Below are 25477 nucleotides of genomic sequence, written 5' to 3'. Positions count from 1 at the left end.
ATGGCACTGCAACAGTCCACTCAAGGTTCGAAAACCGCAGACCTGCAACAGGCCGCCTTCCAGCCCCTGCAACAGGATGTCTTCGCGAACCTGCAACACGCACCCTTCTACAAAGGGCTTTTAAAACCCTTTAAAGGTAAGGGAGCACTGGACCAATTAGCCGAGCAGTGCCGTTCCCTTGAAGCCGAACTGAACACCCTTGCCCAGGAGCGGATTCTCGCGCAGGCCCAGCGCTTCCCCTTCACGCTCTTGCCGATCCGGATGACCCACCAGCACACCTCCGCTGGCCCAGTCTTTCTGCGCTGGCAGCAGAGTGGGACACGAAAGATGGGCGTGGGGCTTTGGGCGGACCTGTGCCGCCACGACCTGGTCACCGAAACACTGCTCCAGGATCTGCACGCCATGGAGCTGCAGCGCATTGCTTTGAATATGCAGATCAGCCTGGTCCATGCCATTGGCCGGCAGGCCGCCGAGTGCGCCGAGAAGATGGCCCAGGCCGATGCCGTTTACACCGAACAGCTGCAACAGATCATCCAATCCCGCGGCGAAGACGCCGCATCCCAACAGGAGGCCTGACATGGGCACAGCAGTAGTATGGGAAGGCAACATCGGTTCCGCCCCCGAGTACAAGCGGTTCCAGAAGGACAATCAGGATCCGCGGCACCTGCTCCGGCTGAACGTCTATTTCGATAACAGCATTCGCCTGCAGGATGGCTCCTACGAGGATCGCGGCGGTTTCTGGGCCAACGTCGAGCTCTGGCACCGCGACGCGGAAAGCTATAGCCGGCTGTACCAGAAAGGTATGCGGGTGCTGGTCGAAGGCCGTGCGGTCCTCGACAACTGGAAGGATGGCAACGGCATCGAACAAGCCGCGATGAAAGTCCAGGCCAACCGGATTGCGTTCCTGCCCCAACGCATCGAGTCCATCACCATGGGCCAGGGTACGGGTCAGGCGCAGGCGCGGCCGGTAGCGAACGGCCAGTCGCGGACACCTGCCCCCACGCCGGCACCGATGTCCGAGGATTTCGACGACCAGATCCCCTACTAGCTGCCCCCCGAAAAATTTGCCGCCCCAGCGTGAAGCTGCCGGAAGACAGGACTCACTGAGCGTGGGCCTGTCGCCCCGGGCCGAGCAGTGGCAGAAAAGTCGCGCCACTGCGTGAAGCTGCAGGGAGATCTACCTCGCACCTCGTGTCTCCCCCGCCACCCACTCAACCTCAGGGTTGTCAGGAGCCGCGGCCCCACGTGAAGCCGCAGGTATCACTCACTCGAATAGCGTGGAACTGCACATGGACAACTCCTACCGTTTCAAACGCGCCGTCCAGATTGCCAGCTGCGATATGGATGCTATACGGGGCCTGTGCCAGGCGAAGGTCAACGAGGTAGCAAAGGTTCGTAGGCTCCGTGCCATCGGGGATGTATCGATGCGCGCCCAAGGCTACATCGACGCCTGCCACGATTTTCTGGGCCTGCACGAAGACGATGTACGGCGCCTGGTCTGGAGCCTGAACGAGAATCGAATGACTCGACGCGAGCAGTTGGTTGGGGCCTATTTCCGTGGTGAAGCTCCAGACGTCACCCACGAGGTGGAAGTCGCCATCGACTGGTGGAATGGTATGGATCAGGCCGAGCAAGAGCACTGGCTGAGTCAGGCCGAATCCACATGTCCACGGCATGCGCGCCGGGCCTATATGGGCCACCTGAAGCAGGAGTGCGAACGAATGGGGTTTCCTTCGTAGATCGCGGCTCAACGTGACTCTGCTGGTGGATTCAGCCTTATCAATCGGGACACTGCCATGGTGAACGAAGCCCAATCTAGAGTGACTTCCATGGATGGTCGATCTGGAGCGAACGCTCACCGATCCGCCATGCGTGCAGGTGAAGCCGCAGGCCTAGCCAGAGCCGGTGTTCATACCTGTCCCTACCAGCACCCCGCCTTTCGATCGTCCTGGCTCAAAGGGTATGCCCAGGCCCAGCAGCAGAGCTTCGACTTCTAGGCCAACCTATTCCCTTCCAGTTAGGGTTTTCCCTTCCGCCGCTGACCGGCTCACCGCGACCCTAGACCTTCCTACCCACTATTGAAGGTCTTCACCATGTTTATTCGGACCCTCTTCTGGTTGTCCGTCATCACTGTCTTGGCTGTTGCGGGCGCAGCCGTTTACTGGTTGTACGGCTACTGCGCCCTGCGTGAGGCTCAATCCTTCGTCTCTTTCGGGTTCCGTGCACTCGCATTGGGCTGGGGCTGGCTGCTGACCTTCTGGGCGGCCAAGTTCGCACTGGAATTGCTGGTTCTCGCCCGGAAGGAGCATCAAGATGATTGCCGCCAAAAGAAAGCCGTCGAGTGGTACGTCGAGGCGCTTGGAGGGGAAATCACCCAGTCCCAGGCCGATTTCATCAACGAGCGGCTGACCTATGGCGATCGCTGGGAAGCGGCGGAAGGATTGCTCAGGGCCTACTACGGCCCGGGCATTGAAACCAGCGACATCAAGCGCCTGGATGACCTCGCGGATCGCGGCTGGCGAGTGACCGGCAAGCTCAAGGTCGACGCCCTCTGCCTGAGCCTTGCGGGCCGGCATCAGATATACACCCCGCTACGCCTACTGCCTCAGTACTCGAAAGCCCCTTTACCGGCCTCGCCTCCCTCCCCGTCGCCGCTGAAGCCCTTTCGTGAGGACGATCCCTGGTACTCGCCCGACGTGCTGAAGTTCTTCGCTGCGCGTAACACCTTCACCTTGTTCCAGCGCCATGGCGGCATCGATCTCGACTGGACGCGCAACGATGGCCAGCGCACGGACCCTATCTCGCGCGAAGACTGCGTGGCCATGCTCAAGGCCATGCAAGCCTGGACCAGGCGAAAGACGTCCGAGGCTGAAGCGGCGGCCTTAGGCACCGACCTTGAGTACGTGCGACACGATATTGCTCATGTCACCGATTCTCTCGCCCGTGAGCAGCATCGGCACTGTCACAGCGTCATGTGGGAAGCGACCAGGGACGACAATCGGGAGCGCGACAAGGACGAGCGCCGGGCGGATGAGTACTGCCACCGGCTGTATTCCGGGCCTGCCGATGAGTGAGCTTTCTAGTGCCTGCAAGGCCTCCAGGTACAGCGAGCGGCAGCTTGCCGTTGCTCATACCTGGGCCTCGCACTTCCAGATCAACGGCCCTAAGCGCGACACGTTCATCGAACATTACCTTAGCTCTACGCGGTTCACCCGCTGCTGGAGTGTCAGCGTTCAGGTACCCGGCCGAGAAAGTCCTGTCACCATCCTTCGCCTGGGGCACCTGGTGCAGCTCTACGATGGCGTGTGCATCCGGACGAAGAAGGTCAAGGCAATCGACCGCATGCCCAAGCGCAAACCGGCGGCGCAATCGGCCCTGCGCTTGGCCAGGTATCTGTTACTGCCTCACATCAGCTGGCCGCTCCAGCCGCTGATGACGTCGTTCTGCGACTCAGCCCGATCGGTTGCCAGGCAGTTGGCCTGCGACGATCTGGGGGCCTTCGGGAAGGCATGGGACATTGATGGCCATAGGCACAATCGCTATTTCAGTCCCCGGACGGCCTACTACCTCACGCAGATCGGCGCGGCGCTCAAAGCCTTTCTCGCGGCGGTCGATCAACCGCGGCTGTTCGCTATTCGCTCCGCGAACTGCCCTTCGGCTGAACTCTACAATTGGCTGTCGCGGGGTAACTCTGAACGACGACATCAGGCGTTGCGGTCACAGCCCATCCTGGTGCCGCTTCTTGTGCTATGTGAGGACGACGACTGGCCTATTGGGAGGCGAAACTTCGACCAATGCCCCGCCCAGCTGCAGGCATCGCTTCGGTGTTATCAACCCAACGACACGACCCTTGCGGAGGCACTTCTTGGAACGGCGGTGGATGCAGGGCTACCTCTGGTGCCGTTGCTCGCCTGGGTGTTTGGGGCACCAGCCGCCTCGATCCGTTTTCTAGGAAGCGTCCGCCCCAACTGCGCCGGCACGGCCCTCAGCCTCATCAAGCGGGAGGGGCGTGGCTTAGGATGGCTGGGGCTGCTGGTGGGCGCCCAACTAGGCAATCGCAGGCCTCAAAACCGCCGTGATTGGTGGGCCGTCCATGAGCTGCACCGCTGCGTGCCCCACAGCGCCGCTGGTGTCATCGACTGGTCGCGTCTACTCGCCGGTACTCCGACGGCATGGGATGACCCCCGATGGCCAGGCATCCGCGCGACGCTGACGGACGTCAGGGAGCTGCTCAGCGCTGTGTGTGATGAGTCACCGAGTGCCCAGCGCGCCGCCAGGGGGCTTGAGGACTTTCTTGGACGTAGCTCCTACGCCCAGATCGCCCGCCTGGTGGGTGACTTCCACGAGGCCATGACCAGGGCCCGAGAGTTTGCCGACAGCCAGGGTCCGCTACGGGAAACGGATGCGCACACCGCCTGGTCGCCTCTGCTGAGCAAGTCGCGCACCGTCGATTGCCCGAATGGCCTGCAAATCTTGGAGCTGGTGTGTCCTGCTGATCTGATGAGTGAGCACCTCGCCCTGGGTCACTGCATCGATAACTACGACTATCGCGCCTATTCCGGAGCCTGCCGGCTGTTCTCCGTCAGGGAGTCAGGCCGCGCCCTGGCCTCGGCGGAGCTGGTCATGCCCCTCGAACGGCTCACCAAGAGCGCCCAGACGCAGCGGCTGACTCGCTCGCCCAGCGAGCTACAGGTGGTACAGCTGCGCGGACGCCGCAATCGGGCCATCGCAGGTGACGAGCCTGCAGGGGTTGCGTTCGACTGGTTCATGACCACCCTACGGCGTGGCCGACTGTCGGTCACCCTGGAATGGCCAGATGTCTCGCACACCATGAGTCGATTCGCCAAGGATGCCTGGCGTATGCACTATCATCGATTCCTGTGGGAGTGGCTGACGCACCGTTTGGGCCTTGCTGACGCTGTCGCCGGCCTGGCTCACACGGCATGAAGCGGCCCTCCCTTCGCAATACCTCAGGCACATCCCAGCTACTGCAGCGCGCCGTGTTCGACGGCTATGATTTTGGCCTCAAGATGCCCTATCTCGAAGGGGCCAACCGCCTGCTGATGACCAGGGGTGGCTCCTTCATTCGCCGTGGCGAACATCCATTGTCCGGGTATTGGCGGCTGCCCCAACGGCGGCTGCTGGAGGACCTGGACGTGCTCTTTCACCAGTTGGGCGAGCTGGCAGATAGTCGATTCGTGCTGGACTGGTCTGGTTTCAGCCGTAAGATCGCCGACGCCCAGGCCGATGCTCGGCGGGACCTCTTCATCTGGGGGATGCGTCTGCGGATCGCGCCGCTGTCTGGTGGCGGCGTGGTGCTGTCCGGGGATTATCACCCGGGGTGCGTGGCCGTGGCCAAGCGCATGCAAGGCCTTTTCCTCTCCACCAGTCGCGCCTGGCGGGTGCCAGCTTCGGCCGAGCTACTACGCAGTAACCTCATCCTAGAGCTGGGGCTGCTCGAGGAGCAGTTCGAGATGCTCGACGTGCTCCAGGAGTTGCTGTCGGATGGCTCGGTCAGCGCCGCCCGCGACGTCACAGCGATGTCGATAGGAGGACCGCCCCAAGAGCGAAGCGCGTCCTCAGCCGACGAGGATAGTGCTGCAGACGTATACCTGGCCGCGGTGCCGGACATCGCCAAGACCAGTTGGACCCTGCAGGCCATCGAGGCCGAGCTCAAGCCGTATTCGCTGATGTCTCACCAGCCTGCGGGGATCCGCCACCTACTGCAGCGCACCAGCGCACTGCTGGCCGATGACATGGGGCTCGGCAAGAGTCGCCAGGCGGTGATCGCCGCTGGTATTCAGTCCGCTGGCCACCAGATCCTGGTGGTGGTGCTGGCCAGCCTCGTCATCAACTGGGAGCGGGAGATCCAGGCGGTCTATCCAGACGCGCGGATCGCCCGGCAGCGGTATCAGGCGGATGCCCAGTGGGTGATCGTCAATTATGAGCGCCTGTGGGACTTCGTCGCGCTCGCCGATCAGTTCGCGGTCATGATCATCGATGAGGCGCACCGGTTGAAGGAGCCCACGGCCGCCTGGACGCGCAACGGCTTCGACATTGCCGCCAAGGTGCCCAATCGCTACCTGCTGACCGGGACACCGGTACTCAACCGGGAGTCGGAGCTGCACACCTTGCTGCGCCTGTCAGGTCACCCTATCGGTCAGCTACCGCTTAAGGACTTCTGCGAGCGCTTCGCTGGCAGCTCCGAATTCCGCCAGGGACTGCGCGCCGAGATCGGCGACTGGATGCTACGCCGGCGCAAGGACGTGCTGCCCGACCTCAAGGGCAAGCAACGGCAAACCGTGCCGGTCGTGCTCGATGAGGCGCAGCAGGTCGAGTACAACGCCATCCGCAATGCCGATCAGCCGGTGTTCGCGCGCCTGGGCCGGCTTCGTCAGCTCCTGGAGAGAGTGAAGGTGCCGGTGGTGATGGAGCTGCTCGGCGAGCTGGATCCCGAGGACAAGGTGATCCTTTTCTGCGAGTACAAGGAGACCGTCACCACGCTGCAAGAGATGTGCGAGGCCGCGGGCCTGGGATGCGTCACCCTGGTAGGCACCGACAGCCTCACGAAGCGGCAGAGAGCGATCGATCGCTTCCAGCAGGACGCCGATTGCCGCGTCTTCATCGGCACGACCTCGGCCGCGGGCACCGGCAACAACCTGACCGCAGCCAACTACGTGTTTTTCTTGGGGCTGCCCTGGACGCCGGGGCTGCAGGACCAGGCTGAGGATCGGGCCTATCGCAACGGGCAGCGGCGTCTGGTGGTCGTGAAAATCCCGCTAGTTGAGAACAGCATCGACTTGCAGCTGTGGCAGATGCTGCAAGATAAACGGCGGATCGCCCAGGATCTGATCGAGCCGGAGGCGATCAATAAGGCCCAAGAACGACTCGGCAGAGAGCTATGCCCTTGAATGACGCGCGCAACGTCGAATGGTTTCTTTCGCGACTACAGCATGAATTTCCTGAGTGTAATTGCCTGATGAGCGCAATCTGCCTCGATGGAGGCGCTGCGTTGAGCGTCATGCAGAAGCACTCGGTTGTGACCGTCACCTTGCAGATTGATGCTCGACGGCTGCGTGATGCCAGGTATATTGGGATGCTGCTGCAGTTGGTCCGTGAACAGCTGCTTCGTAGCTGAACTACCCTCACATCGGTAGGTCATTCGTTGCGGGTGCGCCAGACCACCCCCTCCAGATTTGCATTTCTGGTGGCTTCGAACTGAGTTATCCCTCGCTTGGAGCGGGGGATTTTTTTTGCCTGCGGCTAACCTCTTTCGCTCCAGATACGGTTATCTCCTGCTTTCCAGGTAGGTGACTGGCACCGTGAGCCCCACTACGAAATGGGGCCTCACCGCACATGATCTGGAAGCTCAACACCCTCTCGCCGCTCGCCCTTGCCGTCGCACTGGCAGGCTGTGCCCAGCAGGAGCCTGCGCCCAGCGCACCTGGCCCCGACAGTTCACGCAATCCGGAGCTGCTACAGCCCGACCTCTATCCGAAGGGTGCTGTGTCAGAGCCCCAGGTCCGCTACGGCCGCTACACCTTGGTCAATACCGCGCCCGAGACCGAACAGCGGGACCTGATGGCCCAGATCATCGACGTGAACATCCCGGCGAACATGAAGCCGACTGTTCGCGACGCCATGCAGTACGTGGTCAACCGCTCCGGCTACAGCCTGTGTGGCCCGGATCAGGGTCACGTCAACATCCTCTTCACCCGGCCGCTGCCGGCGGCCCAGTACAAGCTCGGGCCCATGAGTCTGCGCAACACCCTGCAGGTGCTGGCCGGGCCGGCCTGGCAGGTGAAGGTCGATGAGGTCATGCGGTCGGTGTGCTTCGTGCTGCGCCCGGGCTATCAGCTGCCCGAGGGCCAGCGCTATGCAGCGGCGCCCGCAGCGCTCTCGCCAGCCCAGGTCAGCAAACCGATCACAGCGCCCGCCAGCACTGCCGCGGTGACCGTGGCCACCGTCCCGGCAACCAAGGCGCTGGAGACCCACCCGACACCTGCGAAGGTCGTGGTGCCAAGCGCTTCCGTACCGAACACCTCCACCCCTGCCGCAGTCAAACCCATGCCCGCCGGCGCGGCGCTGACATCCGCGCCGGTCCAAACGCCTGGGGTGACGCTGCCTGTCCGGCAATCTCCAACCGTCCCCCAGACGCAGGGCACCTCTCTGGCCGCTGCAGCGCCTGTAGCCACGCCCTCTCCTGCACCGACGGTAGCACCCAGTCACCCGGTGCCGAAGCCCGCCGTGGTTGTCGCGGCCCGGACCACGAAAGTCGACCACATCCCCTCCGTTGCCGCACCGGCACCAGCGAAAACCGTCGCGTCCGCACCGTCCGCCTACCCCCTGCCCTCCGTGCGGCTGACCGAGCCGGCCAGCGTCATCGCCCAGACCTGGGACGCACCGGTCGGCAGCACCTTGCGCCGCAGCGTCGAGGCCTGGGCCAAGCGCGCCGGCTGGCAGGTGGTGTGGACGGCTGACGATCTGGACTACCCCATTGAGGCCGCCCTGCACTTCAAAGGCACCTTCGCCGAGGCCATCGCCCAGGTCTTCCCGCTTTACGACGGCGCCCCGCGCTCTTTCATCGTCGACGGCAGCTCCAGCCAGCGCATCGTCCATGTTTCCGAGAGGAAGAAGTCATGAGTCGTTTTTTCCGCCCCAGCCTGCTGGCAACAGCGGTGCTGCTCGCCAGCTGCAGCTCCGTGCAGCGTATCGACGAAGCCGCCGGGCGCGCCACCCTGCAGGGGCAGGAGGCCTCCAGTTACGCCGCAGTGCTGCGCAACCAGCAGGCCGAACCCAAGCGCGACACGGTCGTGTTCAGTGACAAGCCGTGGGTCTCTACCCAACCTCTGGTTGCCCGTCGCGGCCTGCCCACTGCCACCGATTGCGAGTTGGTCTACCGACCCTCGGGTAGCGTTGGCCTCACCGAGATCGCAGGCTACATCACCAGCCAGTGTGGCGTGCCGGTGCTCATCTCGCCGGATGCCCTGGCACCCAGCGTCTACAGCGGCGGCGCGGGCATGGCCGCCATGGCAGGCGGTAGCCCTGATAGCTTGGCCGGCCTGCTGCCGGTCGGCGTCATCACCGGCGCCGGTGCCACGGCAGGGGCAACCACCACGCCCCCGGCCGCATCTCGCCCGCTGGACGCGACGACCCTCGCCAGCATCGGCAAGGTCAGCGGCCTGGCCTACAGCGGCCGGCTCTCCGGCCTGCTGGATGAAGTCACCGCTCGCCTGGGCCTGGCCTGGCGGTACTCGCCGGCCGAGCGCGCCGTACGGATCAGCTACTACGACACCCGCGTATTCGACGTCTATGCCTTCGGCGACGACCAGGTCATCGAGAGCACTGTGCGCTCGGGCATGAACACCAGCGCCGGCGTCGGCTCGGGCACCAGCGGTGGTAGCGGCTCCAACAACAGCGGCGTCTCCGGTGAATCCGGCAGCAGCCAGAGCACCACGGTTCGCCTGAAGTCTTCGATCCTGGCCGACATCCAGAACAACGTGAAGGCGATGCTCAGCACCGCGCCGGCAGGTCGCTCGTTCTTGAGCACCTCGACCGGCACCCTGACCGTGACGGATCGCCCCGAGGTCCTGGACCGGATCCAGGCCTACCTGGACAGCACCAACCGCAGCATCAGTCAGCAGGTGCTCTTCAACGTCAAAGTCTTCGAGGTCACGCTCAACGACACCGACCAGCTGGGCGTCAATTGGGCCGCCGTCTACAAGTCGCTCTCCAACAAGTGGAACCTGTCGCTGGCCAACGTGGTGCCGGGCATCAGCACCAGTGCCATCAGTGGCTCTGTAGGCATCGTCAACACGTCGAGCTCGGCCCTGGCCGGGTCCAACGTCATCATCCAGGCCCTGGCCGAGCAAGGCCGCGTGTCCAACGTGCGCTCGCCCTCTGTCACCACCCTGAACCTGCAACCGGCGCCGCTGCAGATCGGCAACGTGAAGGGCTACGTGGCCGCAAGCTCCACGACCAACACCGCCTCGGTGGGCTCCAGCACGGCGCTCACACCCGGCACCATCACCAGCGGCTTCAACATGACCCTGCTGCCGCGCGTCATGGATCGCGACGAGCTGATGCTGATGATCTCCATCAACATGAGCTCCAAGCCCACCTTCCAGACCTTCACCTCGAACAGCTCGAGCATCCAGGTCCCGGACTACGACGCCAAGTCGCTATCGCCCAAGGTCAAGCTCAAGAGCGGCCAGACGCTGATCCTGTCCGGCTTCGATGAGCTGAGCGAAGACACCAACAAGGTTGGCGTCGGTGAGCCCGGCTTCTTCGGCCTGGGCGGCGGTCGCACCCGCACCTCGACGCACAGCGTCCTGGTGGTGCTGATCACGCCGATCCTGATGGGCTGACCATGGCCAAGTCACTGTTTGGCTCACGCAAGCGTGCAGCAGCTGTCGCACCGGCGGCAGACGGCACCGTCCAGGTGCTGCACTACCACGGCCGCGACTTCGTGACCGGCCTGATCTGGCACCCCCTGGGCAGCCTGACCAAATACATGAAGGAAGCCCGCGACTATGGTCGCGAGCACCAGATGGACATCGTCGCCATTCGCCACTCAGGCTCGGTGATCCAGGCCGGCTTCGTCGCGCGCAGCGCCGGCGCCATGAAGGGCATGTACTCACTCGCCGCCGCGCTGGCTGGCCAGTTGGGCAATTCGTGGCTTGCGGCCTGGGCCGTGGATCCGGAAGCCAAGCGCTATGCCCTGGTGGCCGTCCACGACGGCGCCGTGGTGCCCGGCAGCGATCGGGTCGGCTCGCGTGAAGAGATCGAGCGCAAGCTGAACCAGCTGCTGGCCCGCAGCCTGGTCTTTGACGAGCTGTATCTGCCGGCGGAGTTCGGCCGCGGTGGCCAGGTCCTGGACATCGAGGCGCTGCTGGCACCGGCCAACCTCAAGCGCGACTACCGCCTGCGTCAGCTCACCTTAGGCCTTTCGACCGGCGAGGCCACCCGGATAGGCCTTATGGCTGTCCTGGTCGTGGGTGGCTTTGCGGGCTGGAAGGTATGGCAGTCCCACAAGCAGGGCGAGGCGCGCGAGACTCAGGCCCTGATCGCGGCCCAACAGCAAGCCCAGCTGGCCGCCATGAGCAAGGAGACCGGCAAGGCGCAGCCGCTGCAGGCCCTGGAGCATCCCTGGGCGAAGCAGATCGCCCCGGACATCTTCATCGCTGGCTGCAATGGGGTGATCGACAGCCTGCCGCTGGCCATGGCCGGCTGGCGGTTCGACTCGGCGCAGTGCGACGGCGCCCTAGTCTCAAGCGTGTACAAGCGCACGGGCACGAGCTCAGCGCTGGACCTACTCGCTGTGACTGCCGGCCACTTCGCGGACGACCCGGGCTTCTTCGACGCCGGCAACAGCGCCGCGCTCAAGCGCGACCTGCAGCTGGCCGTGGCTGGCGATGAGTCGTTGGCACCCGCCAGCAGCGCGCTGGCCGTCCTGACGTCGCACTTCAATCGGCAGCAGACCGAGCTGACCGTGCGCGAGCTGCCGGTGACGCCGCCGGCGCCACCTGCTCTGCCGGGCCAACCCGTTCCGCCCGCACCGCCGCCACCGGACTGGAAGCACTACGAATTCCAGTACCAGAGCCTGCTACCTCCCGCCGTGATGCTCCAGGACCTGGCTCAGCCAGGCCTGCGGCTGCGCGAGATCAAGACCCAACTGCAAGGTGAGCGACTGCTGTGGTCGGTCACAGGAGACCTCTATGTCCAATGACCTCTCTCGTCTGCTGCTCATCGCCACGATCACGGTGGCCGCCCAGGGCGCCCACGCCGCTGAAACAGGTGGCATCAACGTCGGCGAGCTCTCAGCCGTGCAGAGCCAGACGCTGTTCTTCAAAGCGCAGGCCGAGCTGAACCAGGCCAAGGCCAGCGCCGGACAAGGCAGCACCGCCAGCCTGCCGGTCTACGCACCGGCCCCTGCTATCGCACCGGTTGCCCCCGCTCATAGCGACCAGGCGCAGCACGCGCCGAGTGCAGCGCCCGAGTACCTGCCGGTGGTGAAGACGCTGTATGGATCGCCCCGGGATCTGCGCGCCACCCTTCTCTATCCGAACGGCCAGACCGCTGAGGCCCGCATGGGCGGCGACCTGCTGCCAGGCGGGTACAGCCTGTCCGGGATCTCCCTGCAGGGCGTCGAGCTCAGCCGCGGCGGTCGCCGTTTCCCGCTGGGTTTCGCCGACCAGGCACCGGGGTCGATGCCGATGGCCAGCCAGCCGCTGCCCGGCGCTGAATCTGCCCTGCCGGGGGTTCCGGCTGGCCAGCCCACCGCCCTGCAGGAGCCCTGATATGAGCAGCGCCATCCATTCGCTAGAAGACCAGGAGCCCAAGCCCCGGCCTACGCTGGTTGCGCCAGAGGAAACCGCCAGGCAGCTGCATGCGGCCGCCACCGGCGCCGATCGTGAGCTGCTGACTATCGACGGGGGCCGCTGGGCGCTTACGGCTGAGCTACGGCAGCTCTGCGCACTGACTGCAGGAGGTGACCTGTACCTGTCTCAGGCTCACCAGACTGACGCCTATGTCCTGGCGTTCATGGATCGCCTGGAGCGCGCGGGCGTCGACTTCACCGTGAAGCTGGTGACGATGAGCGTGATCAAGGGCCTGTATGACGCCGAGCAGCGTGCAGGAACTGGTCTGGCAGCCGCCGGCGCCAACAGCACTCAGCGTCAGCTGGAGGTGATCCGCATCATGGGCATCGCCCACCAGCGCGGGGCGTCTGACATCCATTTCCTGCTGGGCCACGAGATCACCAAGATCCGCTTCCGCGAACACGGCCGGATGACCAACTTCAGCGAGATCCCGACCTCGATCGGCTTGGAGCTGTGTTCGGCGCTGTACAACTCCATGTGCGACGTCTCCGAGGAGCATTACCAGCCCGAGACCAAGCAGGATGCCCGCGTCAGCCGCCGCTTCGTCGACCAGCTAGGCCTCTTTGGGGCCCGTGTCGCCACCCGTCCCAAAGCAGACGGCCCGATGATGGTGCTGCGCCTGCTGTACGACGACCAGACCAAACGCAGCGTGGAGGACCTTGGCTTTCTGCCCGAGCACTGTGAACTGCTGCAGCGTGTTCGCACCCTGCCCTATGGGATCAACCTCTTCACCGGTCCCACCGGATCGGGCAAGTCCAAGTCGATGCAGGTCATGATCAACCTCATGGCCGAGGAGTGCCAGGAGACCAAGCACATCCTCACCGTCGAGGATCCGCCTGAGTATCCAATCAACGCAAACCAGACCGCGCTTGGCGCCGACGAAACCTGGGCCGATGCCATCACCAACAGCATGCGTCTGGACCCGGACATCCTCATGTACGGGGAAATGCGTGACCTGGAGTCGGCCAAGGCTGCCTATCGCGGCGCCATGACCGGTCACCTGGTGCTGTCGACCCTGCACACCAACAATGCCATCGCCAGCCTGCAGCGCCTGGTCGACCTTGGTGTGGATCAGAGCCTCGCGACCGACCCCGCGCTGACCACCGGCATCATCAACCAGTCCCTGGTGCCCGTTCTCTGCCCGCACTGCCGGATCCCCCTGAGCTCGCCGGCCTCGCGCCGCCGGATCGACAGCGCCTTGTTCGAGCGTCTGGCCAGCCTGATTCCGCTCAAGAACGTCCACCTGCTGGGCGATGGCTGCGACCACTGCCGCGGCCTGGGCATCGTCACCCGTACGGTGGTCGCCGAGATCCTGCTGCCGACCCACCGCTTCATGCAGGTCTTCCGCGACGAGGGTGCCTCCGAGGCACGCAACTACTGGGTCAAGGAGCTGGGGGGCGTCACCAAGCTGCGCCATACCCTGATGAAGATCGCCGAGGGCCTGGTCGATCCGGTCATGGCGGAGAAGGTCGTGGGCCCCCTGGACAATGACCGCTACGTGCTCGAGCACGCCGCCGGCGAGGACGCTACTCATGCTGGCTAAGATCCTGGACGCCTTCAGTACCTTCAGCGATACCTGGCACGCCAAGCAATTTGGCGCCAAGGAGCGGATCCAGTGCTACGAAAGCCTGGTAGCGCTGCTGGAGAACGGCATCAATCTGGACCAGGCGCTGGAGCGCGTGGGCGCCATCTACCAGGAGAAGTCGCGCAAGGCGCGTCATCCGATCGCCCTCGCCTGCCAAGGGATCGGCAAGGGCGTGCGCAATGGCCAGTCGCTGGCCGAAGCCTGCGAGGGATGGATGCCCTATCAGGAGCGCGCCGTGGTCGGCGCCGGCGAGCGATCGGGCAACCTGATCCAGGCTTTCCACGACGCCGTGCGGATGATCGAGGCCAGCCAGCGCATGCGCTCGCTGATCCTGGGCGCGGCCTTCTACCCCGTCATCACCTGGGCGCTGATGGCCTACCTGCTGCACGTAATCGCTGCGCGGGTCATCCCGGCTATGAAGCGGGCATCCGACCCTGAAAGCTGGTCCGGCGCCTCCGCGTTGCTCTATCACCTGGCCACCTACGTCAACGACTGGGGCCTGCTGACGCTGATCGTCGCGGTGGTCGTCATCGTGCTCAGCCTGGTGAGCTTGCCCTACCTGACCGGCCCGCTGCGCCGGCCGCTGGAAGTCTTGCCGCCCTGGTCAATCTACAAGTCCCTGCACGGCTCGACCTTCCTGCTCAACATGGCCGTCATGCTGCGCTCGAACATCAACCAGCTCGAGGCGCTGGAGATCCTGATGAAAGGCGCCAACCCCTGGCTGCGCGAGCGCCTGGTGGCGGCGCATTACGGCGTCCGTCAAGGCAAGAACTTCGGCGTCGCCCTGCAGCTGGCCGGGCATGGTTTTCCTGACCCGATGGCCATCCAGTTCCTGGTCGCGCTCTCGACCACCGGCAGCTTCGCCACCGCGATCCACCGCTACAGCCTGCGCTGGCTGGAGACCTCGCTCAAGCAGGTCGCCGGCATGACCAAGTCGCTCAGCACCGTCTCCACCATCCTGATTGGCTGCCTGATGATCCTCGTGATGATCGGGACCTACAGCCTGACCGGTACCGCCACAGCCGCACGTTGAACCCTTTCATCCACCCCGAGGTTATCGCCATGCAGTACCCCGAACCCTCCGCTGTCTGCACCATCCGCTCCCCATCCACGCGCCGCCGGCAGGCCGGCTACATGTCCATCGAGATGATGTTCGTCCTCCTGGTGGCGCTGATCGGCGTGGGCTACGCCTTGTTCAACGGCAGCGCCCTGATGGGCACCTCCGACGTGGGCAACGAACAGGGCAACATCGGTCAGCTGATCGCCAACACTCGCAAGCTCAAAGGAATGTCCGGCTACGGCGCCTCCAGTACTAACTTGGTTCCGCAGCTGATCGCCGTCAAAGGCGTACCCAATATGTCGATCTCCAGTGGCGCGCTGTACAACGCCTGGGGCGGGTCGGTCACGGTCGTCAGCAACGGCATGACCTTCACCGTCACCGAGAACGGTCTGCCGCAGGACGCCTGCATCAGCCTGGCCAGCAAGATGAGCCGGGGCTCCAAGGCCACCACCGCGATCAACAGCGGCACCGCCATCACCGGCGAGGTCGACTCCGCCGCGGCCACCTCGGGCTGCAGCAAGGACACGGGCAACACCCTCGCCTGGACCGTGTACTGAGTGGTCCATGAGTCTGATCAGCGAGGCGCAGTTCGTGGATCTCTACCTGGGCAAGTCCTTCAGTGACGTGAAGGGCCTGGCCGGCGCGGCAGCCCTGCGCGTCGAGGCGCCTGCCAGCTGGGCCGAGGAGCTGCAGGCGCTGCGCGAGCGCTGCCTGCAGCGCTTCGCCCAGGACCTCCAGCCGGAGTTTTCAGTGCTCGAGGACAACGTGGTCCTGCGGGTGACGCAGATCCCCGATGCCTACGGCGACAGCGTCTTCGTGCTGCGCAAGTCCAATGCCTGCCTCCGCGCCTTCCCCATGCTCGGCTATGCCAACGAGGTGGTCGAGGCGCTCCTGGCCCCGACCACCCGGGGCCTGGTGCTGTTCTGCGGCGAGATGAGTACCGGCAAGACCAGCAGCGCAGCGTCGCTGCTGGCTGCAAGACTTGCGCGGCACGGCGGCTTCGCGCTGGCCGTCGAGGATCCGCCGGAAACGGCGCTTCACGGCACGCACGGCGCCGGGCGTTGCATCCAGATTCCAGTGACCCGCCAGCAGGGCTACGAGGAGGCACTGATACGCGCTCTGCGTACCGGGGCCGACCTCCTGCTGATCGGCGAGATCCGCGACACCCCCACGGCTGCCCAGGCGGTACGCGCGAGCATCAACGGCCACTTCATCATCGCCACCCTGCACGCCGGCTCCATCGCCCAGGCGGTGGAGCGCATCGCGGAACTGGCAGAGCCTGAGATCCCCAATGCCCGCGCGATCCTCGCCCAGGGCCTGGTGGCCGTCATGGTGCAGGCGTTGGGGACCCAGGGCGGCATCTCGACGCTCAAGGTTCGCAGCCTGCTGCTGACCGCCGATGAAGGCCCCGCCATCCGCGAAAAGATCCGCACCAACCGCATCCAGCAGCTCGACCAGGAAGCCGAGCAGCAATCTCAGAGGAGTTACTGGACATGATGATCCGCTCGCGTGGCTTCATCGCCGTGGAAATGCTGTTCGGGCTGGTCGCGTTGGCCCTGATGACCACCATGGGCATCGAGCTCATGGCCAAGCGGATGGACTCGCAGAACTACCAGATCGCCGCCCAGCAGCAACAGCAGGTGGCCGACGCCGCGGCGAAGTATCTCAAGGACAACTTCACGGCCGTGTCGGCCTCGGCCGGCGCAACCACACCGGCGCAGATCACCGTGGCCATGCTGCGCAACACCAATTACCTCCCTACGGGGTTCGCCGACACCAATGTCTTCGGCCAGACCTTTGTCGTCCTGGCGCGCAAGCCAGCAGCGAACCAGCTCGAATCCCTGGTGCTGACCCAGGGCGGCCACACGCTGGACGAGATCGGCGCCCGCGAGCTCGCCGAGAACCTCGGCGCCCCAGGCGGCTTCATTGCCAATGACGCGACTGGCGTGGTCCAGGGCATTCGGGGCGGCTGGCAGGTGGCCCTGTCCAACTACGGCACCAGCCCCGGGGCCGGGCACGTGGCCAGCGCGCTGTTCCTGCAGGACGGCACTCTGGCCAACGACTATCTCTACCGCAACGCCATGCCCAACCATCCCGAGCTCAACCGGATGAACACCGCCCTGGACATGGGTACCCAGGACATCGTCAATGCCGGCGCCATCACGGCATCGAAGGACATCAAGACCACCGGCGACATCTACGGCAAGAACATCACGGCCTCGGCCAAGCTCACGGCTGACAACGCCGAGATCACCAACGACGCGCGGATCGGCGGCTGGATCAGGACAAAGGAAAACGGTGGCTGGTACAGCGAGAAATGGGGTGGTGGCTGGTACATGAGCGACTCGAACTTCGTTCGGGCCTATGGCGACAAGAGCGTCTACACCGCCGGGCAGATCCGGGGTGGCACCCTAGCCTCTGACGGGCGGACCCAGGTGGGTGAGTACTTGCTGCTGGGACAGGCGGCAACGGAAGGCGCGAGCTGCCAGACCTCGGGCCTGCTCGCCCGCGACGCTGCCGGCTTCAGTCTGGCCTGCCAGAACGGCGTGTGGGTACGCCCGGTGCGCTGGTACAACCAGGCCGTGTCCGCCGGCGGGACCTGTACGAGCACAGGGGGCGGCTCCCTCGCCTTCGATGCCCAGCGGGTGCTCTATGTCTGCAAGTAGGCGAATCGCGAAAGCCTGGGCTGCTGGGCTAACGCTTCTGCTGTGGGCCGGTCTGGCTACAGCAGAAGTCTGGACCGAGGTGCCGAGTGCGCCCAGCTCCGGCGGTGGCCTGACCTGGCAGAAGGTCACCTGCGATGAGGGCACGGGCTGGCAGCCCTGCCGGATCCCGCCAACGCCACCGCCGCCGCCTCCTCCACCTGGTCCATCGCCTGGCGATCAATTCCCTTTGACAGCAATGATTTGCGGGGCCGGTGATCCTGGTTATAACAACGTCTCACAAGTACCTGATACTTATAGAGGCCAATTAATTGGCACATACACGAACTTCGGGCGTGCGCGTCGATGTCCTGACGTTGGCGGATATAACTACTGGCTAGGCGAGTTACAAAGGAACTCTGCTTCTGTAGGCTATGCCTATGCCTGGCGGTCAATGCAACCCGTCATTGCTCAAGCTGCGCAACAAAACGATGAAGGCGGCCAAGGTGGTATAGACCGCGCAAACACGGAATGCCAGAATGCTGCTAACGGCCGCTACGGCTCCGGAGTTAGGGCCATCTACGTTGTGGGCTCCGGTAAGTATTGCCAAGTTCAATGAGTTAATAGGAAGCAGTCATGAACTCAGTAGAAGCACGCTCGAATATAGGATATGCGTACGATCGATATCTCTCATCCTATCCGCAGCTCAAATCGTCGATTTTGGAGAGCTTTGACGAAATACTGCCCCTTCAAGGATTTGAGAAGGCTTATGCCCTTTGCATGCAGGCAGTAATTTATGACCTTGCTGCTTATGCCAAAATCTTCCCTGGCTATTTCCCTTCCATGGCAGACGTTGCAGACCCTACGAATTTCGTTAATTCAATACCCGCTAATTTGATTGTCGATGCCTTGTATCCTTCGGCAACGGCGCAAACGAAAACAGACTTGGTCAACCAGATCAATTCTGGGTCGCTTAGCCGCACCGACTTCACCACTGGGCTAGTTGCTACAGAGCAGACGACTCCAGCCCCAACAATCGATCAGATCAAACAGAACATCCCCCATTTCGATGGCTCTGGCCTGCCCTCGGCCAGCCTGAGTTTCTCGGGCATTACCAGTGATCAAGCCGACTTCCTGGTGGGCGTTTATGTCGCCTCGTTCAGCCGCGCCCCGGACTTCGCTGGCCTGAACTATTGGGCGCATGACCTGGCAGTGCTGTCCTCCAAAGGACTGAGCAATACCGCTGCGATCCAAGAGATCACTGCCACCATGTATACCGCTGGCTCGCAGAACGGCGAGAAAGGCAGCAGCATGAGCAACAGCGCCTATGTCGACTACCTATACAACAACGTCCTGGGCCGTGGGCCCGACGCTGCCGGGCAGTCGTGGTGGGTGAACGATCTGAACAACGGCTCGCCCCGGGACAACTTCCTGGCCACCTACCTGCAGGCGGCGCTGGAGCATCAGAGCGATGCCACCTATGTCCAGGCCCGGATCTCGGTGGCCAAGTACGCCGCCCAGCTCAACCGGGATGGCGGCAGCGTCGATCTGTCGGGCGTCTTGAGCGGCGTCACCAATGCCAGCAACGCGCTCACCAAGATCGAAGCCCTGCAGGCAGCCATGCCTAAGGCCGCCGAGATCGACACGATCACCCTGACCGGCGTCACCGCTGACCACGCTATGGCCTACGCCTAGGCTGCGACGACGGGCCATGCCCAGCATGGCCCGCTTCTGGAGCTCGCATGAACTTCACCTGGCTGCTGGCCTTCCTAGCACTCACCGGCTCCGCCTCGCTCTTCTACCTGCAGGACAACGCCGAGCAGACCCAGGCACGCGCCGACGTCTCGGCGATCGCCTACAACCTCCTCACTTATCGCAATGCCCTGGCCGAGTACGCGCATGCCAATCCGATCGTCACCGGCGCGCCCGCCGATTCTGTCCTGCCACTGCCTACCTGGTACCGCAAGCTGCCGAACGTCTCTGGCTATGTGAACGCTGGTCAAAGCTTCACTTACTACCCCACGCCGCCCAATGGCCTGGTCAGCAAGATGGTCGACCTGACCCAGTCTCAAGCTATCGGCACGGTAGTAGCCAGCACGCTGCAGAGTCCCATCAGCGGCAACATGGGTGTCGTTGTTCCCCAAGCCATTCCCAACGGCTCAGCGCTCGCCTACCAGTAGCGACCCAGGCACAACCTTTCTGGAGCCAGATGCGGTTCCGCGCTGACGCCTCCTGCTGCTGCAGGCACGGTTCCTCTGCAGGCCACTCGGCCATCAACAGGGGAAGCCCATGCGTGTGTTTTTGTGCGAGAAGCCCAGTCAGGGCAAGGATATTGCCCGGGTGCTCGGCGCCACCGGGCGCGGTGAGGGCTGCATTCGCGGTCAGGGGGTGGTCGTCACCTGGGGGATCGGCCACCTCCTAGAACAGGCGCCGCCCGAGGCCTACGATCCGCAGCTCAAAGCCTGGTCTCTGGAAGCGCTGCCGATTCTGCCGGCGAACTGGAAGGTCGAGGTCAAGCCCAAGACCAGCAGCCAGTTCAAGGCGGTCAAGGCGGTGCTCAAGGAAGCGACCGAACTGGTCATTGCGACCGACGCCGATCGCGAGGGCGAGATGATCGCCCGCGAGCTGCTGGAGCACTGCGGCTACCGCGGCCCCATCCAGCGACTGTGGCTCTCGGCGCTCAACGACGCCTCGATCCGGCAGGCCCTGGCAAGCCTCAAGCCCGGGGCCGAAACCTTCTCCATGTATCACTCGGCGCTGGCTCGCTCCCGGGCAGACTGGTTGATCGGCATGAACTTCACCCGGCTGTTCACCCTCCTCGGCCGCCAGGCCGGCTACAGCGGGGTGCTGTCGGTAGGACGGGTGCAGACGCCTACGCTGCGCCTGGTGGTCGATCGCGATCGGGAGATCGCCCACTTCGTCCCGGTACCGTTCTGGAGCCTGGACGTGCTGCTGGCGGCAAAAGGCCAGACCTTCACCGCCCAGTGGCGACCTGCCCGCGACATCACCGATGACGACGGGCGCTGCCTGGACCAGCGCCATGCCCAGGCAGCGCAGGCACGTCTCACCGCGGGATCTACCGCCATTGCGGTGTCGGTCGACACCGAACGGGTGAAGGAGGTGGCACCCCTGCCCTTCGACCTGGGCACGCTGCAGGAGATCTGCTCGAAGAAGCTCGGCCTCGGAGCTCAAGAGACTCTGAACGTCGCCCAGGCGCTGTATGAGACGCACAAGGCGACGACCTACCCTAGGACCGACTGTGGCTACCTGCCCACCAGCATGCTGACGGAGGTGTCGGCCGTGCTCGAGGCGATCCGGCGAACGGATCCGTCCATTGCCCCGGTGCTGGCCAGCATCGATCCGGCGCAGCGCTCGCGTGCCTGGAACGACGCCAAGATCACCGCGCACCACGGCATCATCCCGACCCTGGAGCCCGCCAACCTGGCGGCCATGAGCGACAAGGAACGTGCGGTCTATAGCCTGATCCGCGCGCACTACCTCGCCCAGTTCATGCCCCACCACGAGTTCGACCGGACAGTGGCCGATTTCGACTGCAACCAGGTGGCGTTGCGGGCGGTGGGCAAGCGCATCGTCGTGCCTGGCTGGAAGACGTTGTTCCAGGCCGCGCCTGCAGCGGATGATGATGAGGACAGCAAGGAGAAGGACCGCTCGCAGATTCTGCCGCCGCTGCAGAACGCCTCCCGCGCCCAGGTGCAGCAGGCTCAGCTTAAGGCGCAGCAGACGCAACCACCCAAGCCCTACACCGAAGGCGATCTCATCAAGGCAATGAAGACCGTGGCCAAGCTGGTGACTGACCCGCGGCTGGCCGCCAAGCTCAAGGAAACCACCGGCATCGGCACCGAGGCCACCCGGGGCAGCATCATCCAGGGCCTGATCGATCGCGAGTTCCTGCTCAAGAAGGGCAAGTCCCTGCGGGCATCTGACGCTGGCGTCTCGCTGATCGCCGCGGTGCCGCCGGCAGTGGCCGACCCCGGTACAACTGCGATCTGGGAGCAGGCCCTGGACATGATCGAGGCCGGCACCATGCAGCTGGATGACTTCATTGCTAAGCAAGGCGCCTGGATCGGCAAGCTGGTCGCCCAGTACCGCCAGACCACGCTCAACATCAAGGTCCCGGAAGGTCCGTCTTGCCCGCTCTGCCAGGGCAAGATGGCGCAGCGAAAGGGTAAGAGCGGCGACTTCTGGTCCTGCCTGCGCTACCCCGACTGCAAGGGCCTGGTGAACATCGAAACGTCCAAAGGGAAAGGCAAGGGTGGCCCAGGAAAAGCCAAGCGCAGCAGCGCTTCGGCGTAGGCTCCAGGGCCGGCGGGAGCTTTCTTGCCTTTGTCACGGTCACAGCCCCATAATGCAAGCGTTCCACCCCGCTCGCGCGCTGGCGGTCATCAGCGGCAACCCCGGAGTTTCTCGACCTGGTCCTGAAGCTCCACCCCCAAGAGCACGCTAAGCATCGGGTAGGGCGTGTAGATCTTTGCGTGATGCTCTCCCTGTGTCTCCCTGCTCCGCAGCTGACACGCAGCCGTCTAACTTCGTGATAAGCGGGTTTACAGGCACATAGGGCTCACAGAAGGTTCGGTGCATACTGTACTTCGGGCCGACCTGGTGTGTTGGCCCACACTGTTCCTCCCCTTCAGCTGCATTCGAAGGGTAGCCTGGTCCTCTCGGCATCGCCTGGTGGACGAGGCTACCCCTCGGGTAGCCCTCCTCTCTGCCGGTGCCCGCCGGCGCAAAAATGGGATCCCTTTGTGCGCGGATGCGTGCCTTGCGATTACTGGCCCTAGCCACGATAACGGGTCGGGTGAATGCGACGATCATCAGGACGGTAGGTCAATGCCCAGGGACCACCAGTGCCGGTGCTCACGCTCACAGGTGGCATCTTTCTCTTGAGCTCCACTAGCCTCACCCTCGCCGAGGCGCCTTGCTGCTAGACCCAGCGCTGCGCCTGGCGCGCTCTTCTCTTTTCTGTTAATTACTCATGCTAGGCACGGAGCAATGAATGCAAACGTGCAGCCACTCCGTGAGCAGCTTATGAATCAAGAACAAAAATATTGCGCGATCATGATTCAAAAAAATGATTTCGACCTGGAACAAGTGAAAAGGACATGGTCGATAACGCTTCCTGACAAATTCAAAGGAAATGGTCAGTTTAGCACCAGCATCCAATACTTAATTTTATGGGAAGGCTTCGATATCAAGCTTATTGCCTTGATCGATGAATGGACGGTAAATCCTTCAGGAGCCAAACCTCAAACTGCCAAGATATTGAAATATTCTGAACAAACAGAATCATTGAGACATAATCTTCAAAATTTTGAAGAAAATTCTTTCGCTAGCCATCATTATTTAGGGTATTTAGAAAAAGCCATCAACGACCATAGAACCTTTGAAAGACCTGCCTCTCTCCCCCTAGCTCTAAATCTAAAAGATGCAGCAGCAGCAGTTGCTTATCGATATGGTGTAGAACCAAAACAGGTTCAGCTATCCATCCACTATTCCGTTGACCAGTAAAGCTCTTGACAGCCCTATCCGCCTCCTCAGATGATTGCCCCATGTTCCGCTGACGTCGTCAGCAACATGCCCAGGCAGCTCTGGATCTCAAGACTGCAACGTGGCCATCCACGTCGATCCGAACCCATAGTTCGCCAAGCTTCCGGAGGCGCGAACGGTTGACCGGTTCTACCGGTTGATGGAGGCACCTCACACATCTGCTCGACCTACCCAGCGGGGACACACTCCCCCGCCCGGGGTCAGTGTTTCTCCGCATTACTCACCTGCAGGAGAAACACCATGACTACCCCTACCCTGAGCTATCGCTTTGGCGAATCCGTCGGTACTGCCCTGCGTGAAGTCATTCGCTCCGTGCGTAATGCCCAAGCCCAGGCACGTGCTGCGCGTCCGTCCATAGCACCGGCTGAACGTCGTGTAGTCGAGTTTTCGCAACCGATCGTATCGGCTGCGGTGCTTGAGGAGATGGATCACGTGCCGGCGCTCGTTCGCCGCAACGCGATCGACCTCAACACCTGGTTCAAGCAAAACACCCAGGAAGCCCAGCCTGAAAAGCCCAAGCGTGAGCGCAAGCCGCGCAAACCCAAGGCTGCCGCCTCTGTCACTGAGCCCGTCCAGTCGCCAGCGCCCCGCGTGCTGCGTCCGGGCTCCTTGGACCAGCTGATCGCCCCGGTCGACCCTGAGGTCGCGCTGGCCAGCTGATTCACACCTTACCCACCCCTGTCGGGAAACCTCCCGTCAGGGCGGTTTTCCTGACTTCACCCCTGAAGAAGGAAGACTATGAAACCCAAGCGTCAAGCTGCCCTCGCGGAGGATCTTCGTAAGATCGGTACAACCGCTGTAGCAGCTGCCGTCGTAGGTCTTTTCCTCAGCGACCACAAGTCGTTGACGGCTTGCGCACTGGTAACTGGTGCAGTAATTTGGCTGTATGGCATCTACCTAACCAAGGAGGAATGACATGAGCCAGACCGCCTTCGGGATACTCATGCTGGGAAGCCTGCTGACTCTGTGTACTGGTTTGACGGTCTGGGCTGACTGGCCCAACCTCAAGCAGAAGGCTCAGAAACTGCTAGGCCACCACTGATTGATGCGCCGCTCTACCAAAGCCCTCCTCGGAGGGCTTTTTCATTTCAGGGGTATTGACAAGCGATACGGCCCTGAACATTCTGAGGGTGTATGCCGCTGACGTTGTCAGCAACATGCCCCAGGCAGTTTCGGATCTCACGACTGCGATGCGCTCCAAGCGCATTGATCCAAACCCAAGTTCGCTAAGCATTCGGTAGCGCGAACGATTGGCCGGCACCCCCGGTTGATGAATGCACCTTCCACCCACCCTCGACGGGACTACCCGTCAGGGCCGGTCTCCGTCAAAACCTGGAGACCTTCCATGAAAAGCGGTCTTGCGTTGTACCAGGCATTGCGCTCCATCGATGTCCCTGATGACAAAGCAACTGCTGTTGTCGATGCTCTGGAGTCCGATATGCAAACTCACCTTGCTACCAAGGCTGATCTCGCACAGCTCGAACTCAAGCTCACCATCCGCATGGGCGTCATGATTTCTACTGCTGTCGGCATCCTGCTGGCCGCGATGAAATTCATGCACTGACCTGGCACCACCCTTTCTGGCTACACCCACCCACGCGGGGAATACTCTTCCCCTCCCGGGCAAGGTGTTCTCCGTTTTCACCTATTGAAACTGGAGATACACCATGAGCAACCAAGCCAACGAAAGCCAATACTTCGACATGCACACCACCGGTATCGGTTACCTCAACCGCATCCGTGAAGTGAAGCCCAAGAAAGGCCAGCCGTTCTTGGCCGTCACTGTAGCCGCCCTCTGTGGCAGCAAAACCGATGTTGAGTATCGCTACATCGACTGCAATGTCGTCGGCGCCGAAGCTGAAAAGCTGGTTCGCCGCTGCATTGAAGCCGAAACGGCGAACAAGAAGGTCCTCGTGTCCTTCCGCATCGGCGATTGCTGGGCTGACTCTTTCACCTACTCCTCCGGACCGAAACAGGGCACCCCAGGCGCTAGCCTGAAAGGTCGACTCCTGTACATCGGCTGGATCAAGGTCGACGGTGAAACCGTGTACGAAGCCAAACCGCGCGACGCAGCCCCGGCTGAGCAGCAAGGTACGGATCAAGGGGATGACAGCGACCAATCGGCCGCTTGATTCACCCAGTTCTTCCAGGCGCCCACCGGGCGCCCCTGCTCTACCTAGGCTTTGCCACCTTTCTCTTCGCACACCCATCCGGGGGCACCATCCCCGGACCGGGGCATGGTGAT

25 protein-coding genes are annotated in these 25477 nt (G+C 63.1%); all 25 read left to right on the top strand.

The window, feature by feature from the left end; translation table 11 throughout:
• The 25 genes from PVZ72_RS04405 to PVZ72_RS04285 all read left to right on the top strand — a co-directional run bounded on the left by PVZ72_RS04405 (nucleotide 1) and on the right by PVZ72_RS04285 (nucleotide 25364).
• Nucleotides 1–576, top strand: a complete 576-nt coding sequence (locus PVZ72_RS04405) for a DUF3158 family protein (RefSeq protein WP_273861295.1) — start codon at nucleotides 1–3, stop codon at nucleotides 574–576.
• A gap of 1 nt (nucleotide 577) precedes the next feature.
• Nucleotides 578–1048: a single-stranded DNA-binding protein gene (locus PVZ72_RS04400; protein WP_145248172.1), complete on the top strand. Its 471-nt coding sequence runs from the start codon at nucleotides 578–580 to the stop codon at nucleotides 1046–1048.
• A 241-nt stretch (nucleotides 1049–1289) separates the two neighbouring features.
• Nucleotides 1290–1739 carry a hypothetical protein gene (locus PVZ72_RS04395; RefSeq protein ID WP_145248173.1) on the top strand — a complete coding sequence of 150 codons (450 nt, stop codon included), beginning with the start codon at nucleotides 1290–1292 and terminating at the stop codon, nucleotides 1737–1739.
• Between the two features lie 57 nt (nucleotides 1740–1796).
• Entirely contained in the window at nucleotides 1797–1997 is a 201-nt protein-coding gene (locus tag PVZ72_RS04390; protein WP_244950571.1) for a CrpP family ICE-associated protein, read from the top strand.
• A 96-nt stretch (nucleotides 1998–2093) separates the two neighbouring features.
• The gene (locus PVZ72_RS04385; protein WP_273861294.1) at nucleotides 2094–3074 is read left to right on the top strand and encodes a hypothetical protein; all 981 of its coding nucleotides are present in this window, start codon (nucleotides 2094–2096) and stop codon (nucleotides 3072–3074) included.
• Complete coding sequence (locus PVZ72_RS04380; RefSeq protein WP_273861293.1) at nucleotides 3031–4947, top strand: hypothetical protein; 1917 nt, start codon at nucleotides 3031–3033, stop codon at nucleotides 4945–4947. The genes PVZ72_RS04385 and PVZ72_RS04380 overlap by 44 nt, the downstream gene beginning before the upstream one ends.
• Nucleotides 4944–6911: a DEAD/DEAH box helicase gene (locus PVZ72_RS04375; protein ID WP_263258805.1), complete on the top strand. Its 1968-nt coding sequence runs from the start codon at nucleotides 4944–4946 to the stop codon at nucleotides 6909–6911. The genes PVZ72_RS04380 and PVZ72_RS04375 overlap by 4 nt, the downstream gene beginning before the upstream one ends.
• Nucleotides 6908–7138, top strand: a complete 231-nt coding sequence (locus PVZ72_RS04370) for a hypothetical protein (protein ID WP_145248181.1) — start codon at nucleotides 6908–6910, stop codon at nucleotides 7136–7138. Before PVZ72_RS04375 ends, PVZ72_RS04370 begins: the two co-directional genes overlap by 4 nt.
• A gap of 218 nt (nucleotides 7139–7356) precedes the next feature.
• A complete protein-coding gene (pilL2, locus tag PVZ72_RS04365) occupies nucleotides 7357–8643 on the top strand; it encodes a PFGI-1 class ICE element type IV pilus protein PilL2 (RefSeq protein ID WP_263258804.1) in 1287 nt (428 codons plus the stop codon).
• Entirely contained in the window at nucleotides 8640–10367 is a 1728-nt protein-coding gene (pilN, locus tag PVZ72_RS04360; RefSeq protein WP_263258803.1) for a PilN family type IVB pilus formation outer membrane protein, read from the top strand. Before pilL2 ends, pilN begins: the two co-directional genes overlap by 4 nt.
• A 2-nt stretch (nucleotides 10368–10369) precedes the next feature.
• Nucleotides 10370–11728: a type 4b pilus protein PilO2 gene (gene pilO2 / locus PVZ72_RS04355; RefSeq protein ID WP_273861292.1), complete on the top strand. Its 1359-nt coding sequence runs from the start codon at nucleotides 10370–10372 to the stop codon at nucleotides 11726–11728.
• Nucleotides 11718–12299, top strand: coding sequence for a type IV pilus biogenesis protein PilP (pilP, locus tag PVZ72_RS04350; protein ID WP_273861291.1), 582 nt, complete (start codon nucleotides 11718–11720; stop codon nucleotides 12297–12299). Before pilO2 ends, pilP begins: the two co-directional genes overlap by 11 nt.
• Before the next feature lies 1 nt (nucleotide 12300).
• Complete coding sequence (locus tag PVZ72_RS04345) at nucleotides 12301–13923, top strand: GspE/PulE family protein (RefSeq protein WP_273861290.1); 1623 nt, start codon at nucleotides 12301–12303, stop codon at nucleotides 13921–13923.
• A complete protein-coding gene (locus tag PVZ72_RS04340; RefSeq protein ID WP_273861289.1) occupies nucleotides 13913–14998 on the top strand; it encodes a type II secretion system F family protein in 1086 nt (361 codons plus the stop codon). The genes PVZ72_RS04345 and PVZ72_RS04340 overlap by 11 nt, the downstream gene beginning before the upstream one ends.
• A gap of 29 nt (nucleotides 14999–15027) precedes the next feature.
• On the top strand, nucleotides 15028–15582 hold the full coding sequence (locus PVZ72_RS04335) for a type 4 pilus major pilin (protein WP_439001533.1): 555 nt from the start codon (nucleotides 15028–15030) through the stop codon (nucleotides 15580–15582).
• Between the two features lie 7 nt (nucleotides 15583–15589).
• Entirely contained in the window at nucleotides 15590–16522 is a 933-nt protein-coding gene (locus tag PVZ72_RS04330) for an ATPase, T2SS/T4P/T4SS family (RefSeq protein WP_273861288.1), read from the top strand.
• Entirely contained in the window at nucleotides 16519–17691 is a 1173-nt protein-coding gene (pilV, locus tag PVZ72_RS04325; protein ID WP_273861287.1) for a shufflon system plasmid conjugative transfer pilus tip adhesin PilV, read from the top strand. Before PVZ72_RS04330 ends, pilV begins: the two co-directional genes overlap by 4 nt.
• 612 nt (nucleotides 17692–18303) lie before the next feature.
• Nucleotides 18304–19362 carry a DUF4214 domain-containing protein gene (locus PVZ72_RS04320; RefSeq protein ID WP_145248201.1) on the top strand — a complete coding sequence of 353 codons (1059 nt, stop codon included), beginning with the start codon at nucleotides 18304–18306 and terminating at the stop codon, nucleotides 19360–19362.
• A gap of 47 nt (nucleotides 19363–19409) precedes the next feature.
• Nucleotides 19410–19847, top strand: coding sequence for a type IV pilus biogenesis protein PilM (pilM, locus tag PVZ72_RS04315; RefSeq protein WP_273861286.1), 438 nt, complete (start codon nucleotides 19410–19412; stop codon nucleotides 19845–19847).
• 109 nt (nucleotides 19848–19956) lie between these two features.
• The gene (locus tag PVZ72_RS04310; RefSeq protein WP_273861285.1) at nucleotides 19957–21981 is read left to right on the top strand and encodes a DNA topoisomerase III; all 2025 of its coding nucleotides are present in this window, start codon (nucleotides 19957–19959) and stop codon (nucleotides 21979–21981) included.
• Nucleotides 21982–22713: 732 nt separating this feature from the next.
• On the top strand, nucleotides 22714–23193 hold the full coding sequence (locus PVZ72_RS04305; RefSeq protein WP_186304681.1) for a hypothetical protein: 480 nt from the start codon (nucleotides 22714–22716) through the stop codon (nucleotides 23191–23193).
• A 279-nt stretch (nucleotides 23194–23472) separates the two neighbouring features.
• A complete protein-coding gene (locus PVZ72_RS04300; protein ID WP_186304682.1) occupies nucleotides 23473–23892 on the top strand; it encodes a hypothetical protein in 420 nt (139 codons plus the stop codon).
• Nucleotides 23893–24148: 256 nt separating this feature from the next.
• Entirely contained in the window at nucleotides 24149–24274 is a 126-nt protein-coding gene (locus PVZ72_RS04295) for a hypothetical protein (protein ID WP_007160880.1), read from the top strand.
• Nucleotides 24275–24577: 303 nt separating this feature from the next.
• On the top strand, nucleotides 24578–24796 hold the full coding sequence (locus PVZ72_RS04290; RefSeq protein ID WP_027597849.1) for a hypothetical protein: 219 nt from the start codon (nucleotides 24578–24580) through the stop codon (nucleotides 24794–24796).
• Between the two features lie 103 nt (nucleotides 24797–24899).
• Nucleotides 24900–25364 (top strand): STY4534 family ICE replication protein, encoded by a 465-nt coding sequence (locus PVZ72_RS04285; RefSeq protein WP_145248208.1) that lies wholly within the window; start codon nucleotides 24900–24902, stop codon nucleotides 25362–25364.
• Nucleotides 25365–25477 lie beyond the last annotated feature (113 nt).

Origin of the sequence: Pseudomonas sp. LA5 (genome assembly GCF_028640825.1) — a bacterium.
Taxonomy (GTDB): Bacteria; Pseudomonadota; Gammaproteobacteria; order Pseudomonadales; family Pseudomonadaceae; genus Chryseomonas; species Chryseomonas aestiva.
The sequence above is the reverse complement of the archived record's forward strand: the minus strand, read 5'-3'. Positions and strand labels throughout refer to the sequence as shown.

Bases quoted from the DNA above. Each gene is read 5' to 3' on its own strand.
- PVZ72_RS04395 (WP_145248173.1), top strand. From the start codon at position 1,290: ATGGACAACTCCTACCGTTTCAAACGCGCCGTCCAGATTGCCAGCTGC.
- PVZ72_RS04405 (WP_273861295.1), top strand. From the start codon at position 1: ATGGCACTGCAACAGTCCACTCAAGGTTCGAAAACCGCAGACCTGCAA.
- pilN (WP_263258803.1), top strand. From the start codon at position 8,640: ATGAGTCGTTTTTTCCGCCCCAGCCTGCTGGCAACAGCGGTGCTGCTC.
- pilP (WP_273861291.1), top strand. From the start codon at position 11,718: ATGTCCAATGACCTCTCTCGTCTGCTGCTCATCGCCACGATCACGGTG.
- PVZ72_RS04400 (WP_145248172.1), top strand. From the start codon at position 578: ATGGGCACAGCAGTAGTATGGGAAGGCAACATCGGTTCCGCCCCCGAG.
- PVZ72_RS04330 (WP_273861288.1), top strand. From the start codon at position 15,590: ATGAGTCTGATCAGCGAGGCGCAGTTCGTGGATCTCTACCTGGGCAAG.
- PVZ72_RS04320 (WP_145248201.1), top strand. From the start codon at position 18,304: ATGAACTCAGTAGAAGCACGCTCGAATATAGGATATGCGTACGATCGA.
- pilO2 (WP_273861292.1), top strand. From the start codon at position 10,370: ATGGCCAAGTCACTGTTTGGCTCACGCAAGCGTGCAGCAGCTGTCGCA.
- PVZ72_RS04380 (WP_273861293.1), top strand. From the start codon at position 3,031: ATGAGTACTGCCACCGGCTGTATTCCGGGCCTGCCGATGAGTGAGCTT.
- PVZ72_RS04305 (WP_186304681.1), top strand. From the start codon at position 22,714: ATGAATCAAGAACAAAAATATTGCGCGATCATGATTCAAAAAAATGAT.
- PVZ72_RS04340 (WP_273861289.1), top strand. From the start codon at position 13,913: ATGCTGGCTAAGATCCTGGACGCCTTCAGTACCTTCAGCGATACCTGG.
- PVZ72_RS04345 (WP_273861290.1), top strand. From the start codon at position 12,301: ATGAGCAGCGCCATCCATTCGCTAGAAGACCAGGAGCCCAAGCCCCGG.
- PVZ72_RS04295 (WP_007160880.1), top strand. From the start codon at position 24,149: ATGAGCCAGACCGCCTTCGGGATACTCATGCTGGGAAGCCTGCTGACT.
- PVZ72_RS04310 (WP_273861285.1), top strand. From the start codon at position 19,957: ATGCGTGTGTTTTTGTGCGAGAAGCCCAGTCAGGGCAAGGATATTGCC.
- PVZ72_RS04285 (WP_145248208.1), top strand. From the start codon at position 24,900: ATGAGCAACCAAGCCAACGAAAGCCAATACTTCGACATGCACACCACC.
- PVZ72_RS04375 (WP_263258805.1), top strand. From the start codon at position 4,944: ATGAAGCGGCCCTCCCTTCGCAATACCTCAGGCACATCCCAGCTACTG.
- pilL2 (WP_263258804.1), top strand. From the start codon at position 7,357: ATGATCTGGAAGCTCAACACCCTCTCGCCGCTCGCCCTTGCCGTCGCA.
- PVZ72_RS04290 (WP_027597849.1), top strand. From the start codon at position 24,578: ATGAAAAGCGGTCTTGCGTTGTACCAGGCATTGCGCTCCATCGATGTC.
- pilV (WP_273861287.1), top strand. From the start codon at position 16,519: ATGATGATCCGCTCGCGTGGCTTCATCGCCGTGGAAATGCTGTTCGGG.
- PVZ72_RS04300 (WP_186304682.1), top strand. From the start codon at position 23,473: ATGACTACCCCTACCCTGAGCTATCGCTTTGGCGAATCCGTCGGTACT.
- pilM (WP_273861286.1), top strand. From the start codon at position 19,410: ATGAACTTCACCTGGCTGCTGGCCTTCCTAGCACTCACCGGCTCCGCC.
- PVZ72_RS04385 (WP_273861294.1), top strand. From the start codon at position 2,094: ATGTTTATTCGGACCCTCTTCTGGTTGTCCGTCATCACTGTCTTGGCT.
- PVZ72_RS04390 (WP_244950571.1), top strand. From the start codon at position 1,797: ATGGTGAACGAAGCCCAATCTAGAGTGACTTCCATGGATGGTCGATCT.
- PVZ72_RS04335 (WP_439001533.1), top strand. From the start codon at position 15,028: ATGCAGTACCCCGAACCCTCCGCTGTCTGCACCATCCGCTCCCCATCC.